The organism is Agrobacterium sp. DKPNP3 (genome assembly GCF_052686535.1).
Window position 1 is genome coordinate 1 of sequence record NZ_JBQYSN010000114.1, and the last position, 13,468, is coordinate 13,468.

A 13,468-nucleotide genomic window follows, 5' to 3' on the forward strand; every position below is an offset into this window, starting at 1 on the left:
TGCTGGAGGCCCATTGCGGGGTGAAGCTTGGCCAGCACGATGTCTATCTCAACGTTGCCGGCGGCTACCGTATTTCCGAACCGGCCGCCGATATGGCGATTGCGTCTGCGCTGGTTTCCTCGCTTGCCGGTCTTGCCCTGCCCGCCGATTGCGTCTATTTCGGCGAAATCAGCCTGTCGGGTGCGGTGCGCCCGGTCTCGCATACCGGCCAGCGTTTGAAAGAAGCGGAAAAACTCGGCTTCTCCGCCGCACTTCTGCCTTCTGCTTCGGCTGAATTGCCGAAAGGCGGCAAAGGGCGCTGGACGGAAATTGAAAGCCTTCCGGACCTCGTGGCCCGCATCGCCGGCTCCGGCAACCGGTTCAAACAGGTTGAGGACGACGAATATTGATCCTTTCGCCAAGGGAAACAGTGGTGTAAGAGGATCGCAAAATTGGCAAGGCAGCGTCTGACAAGGCGTCGCACCTCCGGAGTTGGTATATGCCCATTACAATTTTCGACGGCATCGTCATCGCCGTTGTTCTTTTCTCCGCCCTTCTTGCGATGGTGCGCGGTTTTTCACGCGAAATCCTGTCGATTGCGAGCTGGGGCGGCTCGGTCGCCGCTGCCTATTATCTTTATCCGGTCCTGCTGCCTTATGCGCGCAACTATACCGATGACGACAAGATCGCCATTGCCGGTTCTGCCGGTGTGGTTTTCCTCGTCTCGCTGATCGTCATTTCCTTCATTACATCGCGTATTGCGGATTTCATCATCGACAGCCGCATCGGTGCACTGGACCGTACGCTCGGTTTCCTGTTCGGCGCAGCGCGCGGGATTTTGCTGCTGGTCGTCGCGGTCGCTTTCTGGAACTGGCTGGTGGACGTGAAGACGCAGCCGGAATGGGTGACCCAGGCCAAGTCCAAGCCTTTCCTCGACGGGCTGGTGGGCAAGCTGGAAGCGGTTCTGCCTGACGATATCGAACCGCAGATCCGCTCGCGAATCCTAGGCAAGCCGCCGGAGCCGACGACAGCGCAGACGCCTGCGGAAGATGTGCCGGCAACAAATCAACCGGCAACGAATAATTGACACAGTGTCGCGTCTTGCAATGCATGCAAGGCGCGCTATTTGTGCTAAATATCAAGCACGACACAGACGGACTGACCGGGAGAGATACTCGCCGGCGAGGTCTTTCTTTTTTCTCGGTAGAGAGCAAGGGCAAGCCGCATGATTGAGCCGCTTTCGCATTCCAAATTTCCTGAGGCCACTTTCAAGGAAGAGATCGACGGCGATACGCTGCATGAAGAATGCGGCGTTTTCGGCATTCTCGGCCATGCCGATGCTTCGGCGCTGACCGCGCTTGGCCTGCATGCGCTGCAGCATCGTGGCCAGGAAGCAGCCGGCATCGTCTCCTTCGACGGCAAGCGTTTCCACCAGGAACGCCATATGGGCCTCGTCGGCGATCATTATACCGATCCCGCAACCCTTGCCCGTCTGCCTGGCTCCATCGCGATTGGCCATACCCGCTATTCCACGACCGGCGAAGTGGCGATGCGCAACGTGCAGCCGCTGTTTGCCGAGCTGGAAGAAGGCGGGATTTCCATTGCCCATAACGGCAACTTCACCAATGGCCTGACGCTGCGCCGCCAGATCATCGCCACCGGCGCGATCTGTCAGTCGACGTCCGATACCGAAGTCGTGCTGCACCTCATCGCGCGCTCCCGCCACTCATCCACAGCCGATCGTTTCATTGACGCCATCCGCCAGATGGAAGGCGGTTATTCGATGCTGGCGATGACCCGCACCAAACTCATTGCCGCGCGTGACCCGATCGGCATCCGCCCGCTGGTCATGGGCGAGCTGGACGGCAAGCCGATCTTCTGCTCGGAGACCTGCGCTCTCGATATTATCGGCGCGAAATTCGTCCGCGACGTTGAAAACGGCGAAGTCATCATCTGCGAGATCCAGCCTGACGGTTCGATCACCATCGATGCGCGCAAGCCGTCGAAGCCGCAGCCGGAGCGTCTCTGCCTGTTCGAATATGTCTATTTCGCCCGCCCCGATTCCGTCGTTGGCGGACGCAACGTCTACACGACGCGCAAGAACATGGGCATGAACCTTGCCAAGGAAGCCCCGCTCGAAGCCGACGTCGTTGTCCCGGTTCCCGATGGCGGCACGCCGGCAGCGCTTGGTTTTGCGCAGGAAAGCGGCATTCCCTTCGAATACGGCATCATTCGCAACCATTATGTCGGCCGCACCTTCATCGAGCCCACCCAGCAGATCCGTGCTTTCGGCGTCAAGCTCAAGCATTCCGCCAACCGGGCGATGATCGAAGGCAAGCGCGTGGTGCTGGTGGATGACTCCATCGTCCGTGGCACGACCTCTGTCAAGATCGTGCAGATGATCCGCGAGGCTGGCGCGAAGGAAGTTCATATCCGCGTCGCCAGCCCGATGATCTTCCACCCCGATTTTTACGGCATCGACACGCCTGATGCCGACAAGCTGCTCGCCAACCAGTATGCCGACGTCGAGGCAATGGCGAAATATATCGGCGCCGATTCGCTGGCGTTCCTCTCGATCGACGGACTTTACCGGGCCGTTGGCGGTGAGAACCGCAATCCGGCGCGGCCGCAGTTCACCGACCATTATTTTACCGGCGATTATCCGACCCGCCTTCTCGACAAGAATGGCGAGGCGATGGGCAGCAAGATTTCCATGCTGGCCAGCAACGGCTGATAAGCGCGTCAGAACAAGCGGCCACCGGTCTCCGGCGGCCGCTTTTTTCTTGCCTTTCATTTGGCACGCCAGCTGCGACAATTTAATTGCTTGCAGCGGGCGGCTGCGGCTTCGTAGAAGAAGGCGCAATCATTTCGGGGGAGACCATGACTATCGATCTCAAGGGGCGCATCGCTCTTGTCACCGGCGCGTCACGCGGCATCGGCTATTTCACGGCGCTGGAGCTGGCCAAGGCCGGCGCCCATGTCATTGCCTGCGCCCGCACGGTGGGCGGCCTTGAGGAGCTGGACGACGCCATCAAGGCTGCCGGCGGCACCGCGACGCTGGTTCCCTTCGATCTCTCCGACATGAAAGCCATCGACGCGCTGGGCGCGAATATCTACGAGCGCTGGGGCAAGCTGGATATCCTCGTTGCCAATGCCGGTGTCCTCGGCGTCATCTCGCCGGTTGGCCATATCGAGGCGAAGGTCTTCGAAAGAGTGATGAACATCAACGTCACGGCCACCTGGCGGCTGATCCGCTCGGTCGAGCCGCTGCTGATGAAATCGGATGCCGGCAGGGCATTGATCCTGTCTTCGGGAGTGGCCCATAGCTGTCGTCCCTTCTGGGGCGTCTATTCCACGTCGAAGGCCGCCGTTGAAGCGCTCGCCCGCACCTGGGCCGCGGAAACGGAAAAGAGTGCGTTGCGCGTCAACAGCATCAATCCGGGCGCGACGCGCACGGCGATGCGCGCCCAGGCCATGCCCGGCGAAGATCCCGCCACCGTGCCGCATCCTTCCGAGGTGGCAGCGGCCATCCTGCCGCTTGCTTCGCCCGATCTCAAAGAGACCGGCAAGCTCTTCCTGGTCCGGGAAAACCGGTTCGTTGATTACCGTCCGCCGGAGTGATGCCGGTCAGCGGATCAGCCAAAGTGACGAGAGAAACGCTTGACCGCGCATGACCGCCGCGCCATAACGCAAGTCATGAAAACGACGATCTGCACCTGCTGCTGAAATAATTTTGCTGGTTCGCCACCGGCCGGCTCGTTTTCGTCTCCCGCAAGGTCTTACAGACAAACGGCCCGGTCCGCACAACTGACTGCCTTTAGGGAATCGCCGCATGTCCTTGCGCCTGAAACTTCACAACACGCTGACCCGCGAAAAGGCGGAATTTGCGCCCATCGATCCTGAAAATGTGCGCATGTATGTCTGCGGCCCGACCGTTTATGACTTCGCCCATATCGGTAATGCGCGCCCCGTGATCGTGTTCGATGTTCTCTTCCGGCTGCTGCGCCATGCCTACGGCGAAAACCGCGTTACCTACGCCCGCAACATCACCGACGTCGATGACAAGATCAATGCGCGGGCGCTGCGGGACTATCCGCATCTGCCGCTCAACGATGCCATCCACGCCGTGACGGAAAAGACGGCCGACCAGTTCCATCAGGACGTCGCGGCGCTGGGCTGCCTTCAACCAAGTGTCGAACCGCGCGCGACCGACAATATTGCACAGATGATCGATATCATCGAGAAGCTGATCGCACGCGGCCATGCCTATGCGGCCGGTGGCGAGGTCCTGTTCGACACTCGCTCCATGGCGGATTACGGGCAGCTTTCGAAGCGTCCGCTGGACGAGCAGCAGGCGGGCGCGCGCGTGGCGGTGGATGCCCACAAGAAGAACCCCGGCGATTTCGTGCTGTGGAAGCTTTCCTCCGACAACGAGCCCGGCTGGGAAAGCCCCTGGGGCCGCGGCCGCCCGGGCTGGCACATCGAATGCTCGGCCATGTCCGGCCGCTACCTCGGTGACGTTTTCGACATTCACGGCGGCGGGCTCGACCTCATCTTTCCGCATCACGAGAACGAAATCGCCCAGTCCCGCTGCGCGCACGGCACGCATGTCATGGCCAATGTTTGGATGCATAACGGCTTTGTGCAGGTGGAAGGCCGCAAGATGTCGAAGTCCGAAGGCAACTTCGTGACAATCTATGAATTGCTCCACACGGACAAATTTGACGGACGACGATGGCCGGGCGAGGTTCTGCGCCTTGCGATGCTGATGACCCATTATCGCGAGCCGATCGATTTCTCGGTGAAGCGTCTGGAAGAGGCCGAACGCCTGCTCGCCAAATGGCCGGCGGCAGAAGCCTCCGATGCCGCGCCGGATGAAACCGTGCTGGAGGCGCTCGCAGACGATCTCAACACGGTCGCCGCTGTTCAGGCACTCCATGCTCTCGCCCACGCCGCCAACACCGATGCATCCAGACTGCCCGCCTTCGCGGCCAGCGCCGCTCTGCTGGGTGTCCTCCCGAAGAAGGCGGAAATGGATGAGGCCATTGTTTCGGCGGTCAATGCTCTGGTGGAACTGCGTCTGGAAATGCTGAAAGCGAAGAACTTTGCGGAGGCTGATCGCGTTCGCGATGAGCTTGCGGAAAAGGGTGTTCAGCTGAAGGACGGCAAGGATAAGGAAACCGGTGAGCGGACGACGACGTGGGAGTTGAAGCGCTAGGCTTGCATTGGTGGCTGGGGTTTACCCCCCTCTGCCCTGCCGGGCATCTCCCCCACAGGTGGGGAGATCAATCGCGGTTATCGCACGCCCAAATTTAACGTTGCGGATGAGTCAAGGAACGTGCTTCTTGCCGATCTCCCCACCTGTGGGGGAGATGCCCGGCAGGGCAGAGGGGGGCCAGACGGTCACCACAATCCGCTTGCGGTTTTGAATTACCTCAACCAATCTGAGGCAAAGCAGCTAAACGGCGAGCCAAATCATGCCGCATGCAGACGTAGACCCGGTGCATCGCAAATATGCGAAGCAAATGCGTAAAGTAATGACGGATGCCGAGCTAAAGCTCTGGAATGCTATTCGAGCCCATCGCCTTGAAGACTTGAGTTTCCGCAGGCAAATGCCGATTGCCGGTTTTATCGTCGATTTCGCCTGTTCGGATCATCGCCTCGTCGTCGAAGTGGACAGTTCTCAACATACATCTGATGCATCACTACGCTACGATCAGGAAAGAACTGCGCGGCTTGAAAAAGACGGCTGGACTATCCTCCGCTTCTGGAACCACGAAGTCCCCACGGACTTAGATAATGTCTGTCTCCACATTATCACAACGATCAGGGAGGACCGAATATGACGACATATACGGGTGGATGCCAGTGCGGCGCGGTTCGATTTCGTGCCGTGGGCGATCTCAAAGACAGCTCCGTCTGCCATTGCCGCATGTGCCAGAAGGCGTTCGGAGCCTATTATGCGCCGCTGGTTTCCGTTCGCGAAGTGGAATTCGAGTGGACGCGGGGAGAGCCGAAGCGGTTTCAGTCTTCGAGCGTCATCAAGCGCGGATTTTGCTCCGAATGCGGAACGCCCCTCACCTATGAAGCACCGGATGGCATGGCGATTGCGGCCGGTGCCTTTGACGATCCGTCGGCATTTCCGCCCACCATCCAGTGGGGCATAGAGCGGAAGGTCGCCTTCGTGGATGACATCCACACCCTGCCCGCCGTTCCGACGGAAGACGACCTGACCTCAGTCGACTACCTTGCCAACCTCGTCTCCTATCAGCACCCTGACCACGACACCGAAAACTGGCCACCGGAGAACAGACAATGAGCGAAACGGGTTTTTCCGGGGGCTGCCAGTGCGGCGCCGTGCGGTTCCATGCGGGCAAGCTCGGCAGGCCCTCCATCTGCCATTGCCGCATGTGCCAGAAACATTTCGGAAATTTCTTTGGCGCACTTGTGACTGCCGATCAGGCACATCTGACATGGACACGCGGCCAGCCGTCCCTTTTTCGCTCGTCGCAGAAAATCCATCGCGGTTTCTGCAACAAGTGCGGCACACCTCTGACCTATCATTATCCTGGCGGTGTCGAGATTGCCATCGGCGCTTTCGATCATCCTGAAAAGATCGAACCGCAGGTGCAGGTCAACATCCACAAGCGGATGCCGTGGATCGAGCAGCTCTTCTCCAAACCGGCAATCGAACAGGGCGTTGACGAGGCCGAAATCACCTCCTACCAACACCCGGATCATGACACGGCCGAATGGCCGCCTAAGGAACGATAAAACATGACTGAAGAACTGCGCGGCCTCTATCCCCAGATCGAACCTTTCGAAACCGGCATGCTCGATGTCGGCAACGGCCATACCATCTATTGGGAAAGAGTGGGGACGCGAGGTGCGAAGCCAGCGGTTTTTCTGCATGGCGGCCCCGGCGGCGGCGTGAACCCGACGCATCGCCGGGTGTTCGATCCAGATCTTTACGATGTCATCCTGTTCGACCAGCGCGGTTGCGGCCGCTCCACGCCGCATGCGGAACTTGAAGCCAACACCACATGGCATCTGGTTGCCGATATTGAACGGCTGCGTGAACTCTGCGGGTTCGAGAAATGGCTGGTATTCGGCGGCTCCTGGGGTTCGACGCTGGCTCTGGCCTATGCGGAAACCCATCCCGACCGCGTCAGCGAACTCGTCCTGCGAGGCATCTACACCGTCACCCGGCCGGAACTCGACTGGTACTACCAGTTCGGCGTTTCCGAAATGTACCCGGATCAATGGGAAAAATTCATCGCGCCTATCCCAGAGTCCGAACGCGGCCAGATGATGCAGGCCTATAACCGTTATCTTACCGGCACCGACGAGGCGAAGAAGCTCGAATGCGCCAGGGCCTGGAGCCAGTGGGAGGGTGCGACCATTGCGCTTGTCACCGATCCAGACCGTGTCGCGGATTTCGGTGAGGACAAATATGCGATTGCTTTCGCGCGAATCGAGAACCACTTCTTCGTCAATGGCGGCTGGCTGGAAGACGAACAATTGCTGCGGAACGCCGGCAGGCTGAAAGATATTCCCGGCGTCATCGTGCATGGGCGTTACGACATGCCCTGCCCGCTAAAATATGCCTGGCAGCTCGCCAAGGCATGGCCGAAAGCGGACTTCCATATTATCGAAGCCGCCGGACACGCCATGACCGAGCCGGGCATTCTTGACCAGCTGATCCGCTCAACCGACAGTTTTGCGAAGCAATAATTTCACATGTTGCCCTCGATTTACGACTTATTGGCAAAAATTGTGCATTCACTGGTTGAAAAACCAACGGTGGATTCCGGGGCAGATCGTGGACGACATCGGCAAAACGCTTGACCTTATTTATGAAGCCGCCTTCGTGCCGGAACGATGGCATGAGGTGCTTGATGTGATGGCACAGGGTGCTGGCGCGCATGGAACGGCGCTCTTCACCACCAGCGCCGCATCGGGGCGGTCCATCGCCTCCGGATCGCTCGCGGATCTCACGCAGAAAATGGTGAATGAGGGTTGGCTAGGCCGCAATTCACGCGCTGCCAAGCTCCTGACCATCGATCATGAAGGCTTCATCAACGAGGCGGATTACTTTAGCGCCGAAGACTACAATTCGCAGCCAATTTTCACGCAGGTGATGCAGCCGCTTGGCTATGGCTTTGGAACCTCAACCGTCATCACCGCCCCCAGCGGAGACCGCATGATCTTCGCGGTGGAGAAAAAGGCTGCGACCGGCCCCGTTACCGCGTCATCCATTGCTTATCTGGATCATCTTCGACCTCACCTTGCCCGGGCGGCGATGATGTCCAGCAGGCTGGAATTCGAGCGGGTTCGGGCCGCCATGGATGCGCTGCAGATTGCCGGGCTGCCAGCTGCTGTGCTGAGAGCCGATGGTGCGGCGCTCGCCCTCAACGACCTTCTGGAGCAGATGTCGCCAAGGATCACGATGGCGGCTTTCGGTCATGTCAGGTTTCAGAATGCCGCGGCGAATGATTTTCTGTCTCGTCTGCTTGAACAAAGCCGCATCGCGCGCGGCAGTGCGAGCGGGTCATTTCCCTTGCTAGGGGTAGAGGAAGGCGCCGCGGCTGTCGTCCACATCATGCCCGTCGAGGGTGGGGCGCGCGATATTTTCACCAATGCGGCGCTGTTCATGATTGTCACGCCTGTCGATCGCCAGCGCTTGCCTTCAGCCGACATTATCAGGGGCCTGTTCGATCTGACCCCGGCCGAAGCCAAAGTGGCGCGAGAACTGGCAACGGGCAGGGATGTCGGTGCAGTGGCCGGCCATCTCTCCGTTTCCAAGGAGACGGTCAGATCGCATGTCAAAGCGATCCTTTCCAAAACCGGAATGCCCCGTCAGGCAGATTTTATCGCCGCGATAGCGAGCATCAGACCACTCAAATAACCACGGACCCGGTCCTGTCCGAACGCGCCGCGCCGGGAGAGCTGCAATGGATGGTGACGACCACGAGAAGAATGGCCGCTGGCCAGAGGATGCACAGCACGATCCCGAGGACGCCCATTAGGGTCGCTTTCCGGCTTCTGAGGAGAAGCTCCCTCAACGTCTGAAAAGCAAAAAACATCATAATGATAATATAGCCAACCGCGCCAAAGACTTTTGCTGCAATATCGAATTCACCCATGGACCTGGCCTTCCCGTCTAAAATAACCGCACAGATCGCATGATGATCAAGCTCCGGCCTCACCAATCGGGGTGACGCCGCGGAAATGAAACACACGCGCGCCTTCTTTTTTGGCGCAGAAAGGCGCACAAAACCGCTGTTCAAGCAGTTTTTCTTATTAAACCTTCACGGAAATGAATTGGCTCACGCCAATTTGATCCGATATAACGGAGCATCCCAACAAGTGGTGGTACTCCCATGGCACTCGACAAAACGCTCCCGGCCCAAGAGGGCGGCGATAGCGCGCGCGGTTTTGCTTTCGCGCTTTCAGCCTATCTCCTATGGGGCTTCCTGCCCATCTATATGAAGGCGGTTGCGCATATCTCGCCGATCGAGGTGATTGTTCATCGTGTCGTCTGGTCGGTGCCGATCGCCGCAGCGGTGCTTATCGCAATCGGGCGTACATCGGAGATCAGGAGTGCGCTGAGAAACCCGAAAATGCTGGCCATGGCGAGCCTGACGGCCGCCCTCATCAGCGTGAACTGGGGCATTTATATCTGGGCAATCGGCGCAGGACGGGCGCTCGATGCCGCACTTGGGTATTTCATCAATCCGCTGTTCAGTATCTTCCTCGGCGCAGTGCTGCTGAAGGAGAAGCTCTATCCGGCGCAGATCGCCGCCATCGGCCTCGTCGCCGTAGCCGTGGCCATCCTCACCTGGCATGCGGGCAGCCTGCCCTGGGTCTCCATCGCGCTCACCGTTTCCTGGGGCTTTTACGCCTTCTTCCGCAAGACCTTGCCGATCGGCGCCACGCAGGGCTTCCTGCTGGAAGTCATGCTGCTGTCCATCCCGGCCGTGCTGGTCATGATCTGGCTGGCCTTTAGCGGACAAGCCCATTTCATGGGCGGCAATTCCGCCGATACATGGCTTCTGGCGGCGAGCGGCGTGATCACCGCTGTCCCGCTTATCCTCTATGGCAACGGCGCAAAATTGCTGCGGCTATCGACCATCGGCATCATGCAATATATCGCGCCGACGATGATCTTCCTCATCGCAATTTTCATCTTCAAAGAACCCTTTGATACGGTGCGCATGGCCGCCTTTGCGATGATCTGGGCAGCGCTTGCGATCTACACCGCCTCAAGCCTGATGCGGCTCAAGAAGTAAGCTGTTCAGACCTCTTCCCCCGTCATAGCGGGGGAGGACTAAAGGATCAGTAATCCACCAGCAGCTGCTGGGCGCCCACTTCTCCAAAATGGGGTTTGACACCAAGCAGGCCGGCTGTCTGAGCGATGATCTCACGCGTCATCGGGGCGGCTGTCGATGCCGCCGTGCGTCCACCGTTCACCCCTGTCCTCGGCGCATCGATCATGGTCAGCACGACATATTTCGGCTTGTGCATAGGAAAACCTGCCACGAAGGCGTTGAAGTTGATGTCCTTGGCGTAACGGCCATTGATCACCTTGTCTGCCGTCCCGGTCTTGCCGCCGACATGAAACCCTTCCACCTGCGCGCCGCGGCCGGAACCCTTGATGCCGTTCCAATTGAACAGGTAACGCATGTCGGCGCTCGTCTTGCCGTTGATGACGCTGCGCGCGAGCGATGACGCCGCCTCTTTCGAACGCGGCAGGAAGGTCGGAGAGATCAGGTTTCCGCCATTGATCAGCGCGGCAGCGGCCACCGCCGTCTGCAACGGGGTGGTGGCAACGCCATGGCCGAAGGAGATGGTGACGGAATTGATCTTCTTCCACACCCTCGGCTGGGTCGGCGTGGCAACGCCGGGCATCTCCGTGTCCATTTTGGTCAGCAGCCCGAGCTTCGTCAGGAACTGCTGATGTCCCTCGACACCGACCCTGTCCGCCACCGCCGCCGTACCGATATTCGATGAATATTGAAACACTTCAGGAATGGAAAGCGGCCGGTTCCGGCCCTTGAAATCCTTGATGGTGAAACCGCCCATACGGATCGGCCGTGAGGCATCCACCACCGAACCGAGCGTGATCGCCCCGGCATCCAGACCCATGGCCAGCGTGAAGCTCTTGAAGGTCGAGCCCATCTCGAAGGTGGCGTTGCTCATCCGGTTGAACCAGCCTTTCTCATACTCCCTGTCGATGCTGCCATCGGCGAGGGTGCGGGACGGTTCGTTCGGATCGTAGTCAGGCACCGAGGCCATGGCCAGCACTTCGCCCGTTTCCACATCCAGGATCACCGACCCGGCAGCTTCGGCCTGGTAGGCGGTTTTCGCCTTCGCGACCACGTCGCGGACAATGTTCTGGACCCTCAGATCGATGGAAAGCCGGACCGGCTCCAGCGGCGCGCCACTGGCGAGACCCACGGCGCGCAGATCGGCGAGCCCCTGCTGGTCAAGGTAACGTTCCATACCGGCAAGCCCCTGATTATCGACATTGACGTGGCCGACAATATGGGACGCTGTCGGCCCACCGGGATAAAAGCGCCGCTTTTCCGGCCGAAATCCGATGCCGGGTAAACCGAGGTTCAGGATATCGGCCTGCTGCCGCGGCGTCAGCTGCCGCCGTAGCCACTGGAACCCGGTGTCAGTGCGCAAACGGCGGTGCGTTTCACGCCAGTCGAGATTGGGGATGACGGTTGCCAGCTTCTCTACCACCTCGTCCGGATCGACGATCCGGCGCGGATCTGCGTAGAGCGACACCATGTTGAGATCGGTCGCAAGCAGCGTGCCATTGCGATCGACGATGTCTGGCCGCGAGGCGATGGCGTTGGCGCCAGTATTGATCCACGCGGTGGAAACGGGTTCGGCCAGCCCATATTGAACGAGGCGCGCCGCGGCGACGGCGTAAATCGCAACGAAGACAGCGATCACGAGCGCAAGCCGCGTCTTAGCCTCCGCCCGGCGGCGGGCGACCGAACCGAACACGACCTCCCTACCCCGCAGCGGGTTTCTCTTGATAATGAAATGCGTCCGGCTCTTCAGCCGCATTACAAAAGCAATCATTGCCGATGACACCCACCCGAGGCGGCGGAGCAAAATTCCGCGATAACCAACGCCTCGGAGACGGTGACACAGGATCAGTCGCTGGGCCACGAAAACGACCGGCGGCATAAGGCCGCCGTTAAATCTATATTAATATACATTTAAAGTTGTAACGTTCCGCCCAAATGGCCGTTAACAATTGCTCGCTCTAGAGGCGGGAAATCACCGAAGGATCGCCATCGGGGTTCTGCTGCGCCAGCGCCCTGTCGATGATGGCGGGCACGATGTCCTTCACCTCATCGACGATGAGCGGGTTGAGAAGGTGCGCGCGATGGATGAAGCCCTGGTCGCGCATATGCTGCACGAGTTCCAGCATCGGGTTCCAGAAACCGTTGATATTGGCAAAGACCATTGGCTTGGCGTGACGGCCGAGCTGTGCCCAGGTCATGATCTCCACGATCTCTTCCAGCGTGCCGACTCCGCCCGGCAGGGTTACGAAAGCATCCGAGCGCTCGAACATCATATGTTTGCGCTCATGCATGTCCTTGGTGATGACAAGCTCGTTCAATTGTCCGAGAGAATGGCGTGTTGCCTCCATGTCGGCCAGAAATTCCGGTATGATGCCGGTCACTTCGCCGCCATTGGAAAGGACGCCGCTGGCAACCGCGCCCATGATGCCCTTGGTACCGCCGCCATAGACGAGGCGAATGCCGTTTTCGGCGATGGCTTTCCCAAGCGCGCGGCCTGCTTCCATATGGGCGGGATCACGTCCGGGCTGGGAGCCGCAATAAACGCAGATGGATCGAATCGTTGTATTTTTGTCCGTCATGCAGGGAAGGAACTATGCGCGCTGCGGCACGTCAAGAAAATTTGGGAAATCCCTTGCAAATATGGCCTTTTGGCCACACGCCGCTTGTCTGTCGCAAGGTAAGACGCTAGCAATCTCAACTCATGTTCAAAGCTTGGAATACCCGGAGCACACAGGATGAAAAATAACAAAGCCGGTTTGCTGGCGCTGATCGTGCTGGGAATTGCCTCCCTGCTCATGATCTTTTTCGTCCTGCCGCGGATTTCGAACGACGGCAAACCCATCGGTGACGCCATCAACGAGGCGGGCAACGCCGTGAAAAACAGCGTTGAAATGGGCGCTGACAAAGCGGGCGACATCCTCTCCGACGCAGCTGAGGAAACGGCCAACATCGCCGACAAGGTCGGTCGTCGCGCCGCCTCCGCTACACAGTCCATCAAGGATCTCTCGGGCCTTTTCGCCGACAACAAGGTTCCTTCCGATGCTGATTTCGCTGCCGCCCGCAAGAAGGTCGAGGCCTCTCTGAAGGAGCTCACGAATATCGACATCCCCGAGTCGCTGGATGAAACCACATCGCGGCTCATTACCACCGCCCGCGCTGCG

14 protein-coding genes and 1 pseudogene are annotated in these 13,468 nt (G+C 59.2%); 12 read left to right on the forward strand and 3 right to left on the reverse strand.

All coding sequences use genetic code 11. The features are described from left to right. The 10 genes from ACUTJJ_RS22270 to ACUTJJ_RS22315 all read left to right on the forward strand — a co-directional run. A partial coding sequence (locus ACUTJJ_RS22270) for a magnesium chelatase domain-containing protein (RefSeq protein WP_445543455.1) occupies positions 1–389 on the forward strand: 389 nt, incomplete at its 5' end. Between the two features lie 89 nt (positions 390–478). Beyond that, entirely contained in the window at positions 479–1,066 is a 588-nt protein-coding gene (locus ACUTJJ_RS22275) for a CvpA family protein (RefSeq protein WP_063951056.1), read from the forward strand. 138 nt (positions 1,067–1,204) lie between these two features. Further along, a complete protein-coding gene (purF, locus tag ACUTJJ_RS22280) occupies positions 1,205–2,713 on the forward strand; it encodes an amidophosphoribosyltransferase (protein WP_006700146.1) in 1,509 nt (502 codons plus the stop codon). 146 nt (positions 2,714–2,859) lie between these two features. Next, on the forward strand, positions 2,860–3,600 hold the full coding sequence (locus ACUTJJ_RS22285) for an SDR family NAD(P)-dependent oxidoreductase (protein WP_144575010.1): 741 nt from the start codon (positions 2,860–2,862) through the stop codon (positions 3,598–3,600). Between the two features lie 211 nt (positions 3,601–3,811). Beyond that, positions 3,812–5,197 (forward strand): cysteine--tRNA ligase, encoded by a 1,386-nt coding sequence (gene cysS / locus ACUTJJ_RS22290; RefSeq protein WP_445543456.1) that lies wholly within the window; start codon positions 3,812–3,814, stop codon positions 5,195–5,197. A gap of 259 nt (positions 5,198–5,456) precedes the next feature. Further along, on the forward strand, positions 5,457–5,825 hold the full coding sequence (locus tag ACUTJJ_RS22295) for an endonuclease domain-containing protein (protein ID WP_445543457.1): 369 nt from the start codon (positions 5,457–5,459) through the stop codon (positions 5,823–5,825). Then, positions 5,822–6,298, forward strand: coding sequence for a GFA family protein (locus ACUTJJ_RS22300; RefSeq protein WP_445543458.1), 477 nt, complete (start codon positions 5,822–5,824; stop codon positions 6,296–6,298). Before ACUTJJ_RS22295 ends, ACUTJJ_RS22300 begins: the two co-directional genes overlap by 4 nt. Continuing rightward, on the forward strand, positions 6,295–6,753 hold the full coding sequence (locus tag ACUTJJ_RS22305) for a GFA family protein (protein WP_445543459.1): 459 nt from the start codon (positions 6,295–6,297) through the stop codon (positions 6,751–6,753). The genes ACUTJJ_RS22300 and ACUTJJ_RS22305 overlap by 4 nt, the downstream gene beginning before the upstream one ends. 3 nt (positions 6,754–6,756) lie before the next feature. Then, positions 6,757–7,713, forward strand: a complete 957-nt coding sequence (gene pip, locus ACUTJJ_RS22310; RefSeq protein WP_445543460.1) for a prolyl aminopeptidase — start codon at positions 6,757–6,759, stop codon at positions 7,711–7,713. An 88-nt stretch (positions 7,714–7,801) separates the two neighbouring features. Beyond that, the gene (locus ACUTJJ_RS22315; protein WP_445543461.1) at positions 7,802–8,887 is read left to right on the forward strand and encodes a helix-turn-helix transcriptional regulator; all 1,086 of its coding nucleotides are present in this window, start codon (positions 7,802–7,804) and stop codon (positions 8,885–8,887) included. Here ACUTJJ_RS22315 and ACUTJJ_RS22320 read toward each other — a convergent pair. Then, positions 8,880–9,269 carry a hypothetical protein gene (locus ACUTJJ_RS22320; protein ID WP_445543462.1) on the reverse strand — a complete coding sequence of 130 codons (390 nt, stop codon included), beginning with the start codon at positions 9,267–9,269 and terminating at the stop codon, positions 8,880–8,882. The two genes, ACUTJJ_RS22315 and ACUTJJ_RS22320, sit on opposite strands and share 8 nt — an antisense overlap. A 93-nt stretch (positions 9,270–9,362) precedes the next feature. Here ACUTJJ_RS22320 and rarD point away from each other — a divergent pair, with 93 nt between their 5' ends. Then, complete coding sequence (gene rarD / locus ACUTJJ_RS22325) at positions 9,363–10,271, forward strand: EamA family transporter RarD (RefSeq protein WP_063951050.1); 909 nt, start codon at positions 9,363–9,365, stop codon at positions 10,269–10,271. 46 nt (positions 10,272–10,317) lie between these two features. Here the strand turns inward: rarD and ACUTJJ_RS22330 are convergent, their stop codons facing one another. Both ACUTJJ_RS22330 and ACUTJJ_RS22335 read right to left on the reverse strand, forming a co-directional pair. Beyond that, on the reverse strand, positions 10,318–12,078 hold the full coding sequence (locus ACUTJJ_RS22330; RefSeq protein ID WP_445543463.1) for a peptidoglycan D,D-transpeptidase FtsI family protein: 1,761 nt from the start codon (positions 12,076–12,078) through the stop codon (positions 10,318–10,320). Between the two features lie 187 nt (positions 12,079–12,265). Next, complete coding sequence (locus ACUTJJ_RS22335; protein WP_445543464.1) at positions 12,266–12,886, reverse strand: LOG family protein; 621 nt, start codon at positions 12,884–12,886, stop codon at positions 12,266–12,268. Between the two features lie 156 nt (positions 12,887–13,042). Here ACUTJJ_RS22335 and ACUTJJ_RS22340 point away from each other — a divergent pair. Continuing rightward, a pseudogene (locus tag ACUTJJ_RS22340) lies at positions 13,043–13,468 on the forward strand (LysM peptidoglycan-binding domain-containing protein); the annotation flags it as partial.

What these genes read in the sequence shown, in the direction of transcription:
- ACUTJJ_RS22275 (WP_063951056.1), top strand. Translation starts at nt 479, where the DNA reads ATGCCCATTACAATTTTCGACGGCATCGTCATCGCCGTTGTTCTTTTC.
- purF (WP_006700146.1), top strand. Translation starts at nt 1,205, where the DNA reads ATGATTGAGCCGCTTTCGCATTCCAAATTTCCTGAGGCCACTTTCAAG.
- ACUTJJ_RS22285 (WP_144575010.1), top strand. Translation starts at nt 2,860, where the DNA reads ATGACTATCGATCTCAAGGGGCGCATCGCTCTTGTCACCGGCGCGTCA.
- cysS (WP_445543456.1), top strand. Translation starts at nt 3,812, where the DNA reads ATGTCCTTGCGCCTGAAACTTCACAACACGCTGACCCGCGAAAAGGCG.
- ACUTJJ_RS22295 (WP_445543457.1), top strand. Translation starts at nt 5,457, where the DNA reads ATGCCGCATGCAGACGTAGACCCGGTGCATCGCAAATATGCGAAGCAA.
- ACUTJJ_RS22300 (WP_445543458.1), top strand. Translation starts at nt 5,822, where the DNA reads ATGACGACATATACGGGTGGATGCCAGTGCGGCGCGGTTCGATTTCGT.
- ACUTJJ_RS22305 (WP_445543459.1), top strand. Translation starts at nt 6,295, where the DNA reads ATGAGCGAAACGGGTTTTTCCGGGGGCTGCCAGTGCGGCGCCGTGCGG.
- pip (WP_445543460.1), top strand. Translation starts at nt 6,757, where the DNA reads ATGACTGAAGAACTGCGCGGCCTCTATCCCCAGATCGAACCTTTCGAA.
- rarD (WP_063951050.1), top strand. Translation starts at nt 9,363, where the DNA reads ATGGCACTCGACAAAACGCTCCCGGCCCAAGAGGGCGGCGATAGCGCG.
- ACUTJJ_RS22330 (WP_445543463.1), bottom strand. Translation starts at nt 12,078, where the DNA reads ATGATTGCTTTTGTAATGCGGCTGAAGAGCCGGACGCATTTCATTATC.
- ACUTJJ_RS22335 (WP_445543464.1), bottom strand. Translation starts at nt 12,886, where the DNA reads ATGACGGACAAAAATACAACGATTCGATCCATCTGCGTTTATTGCGGC.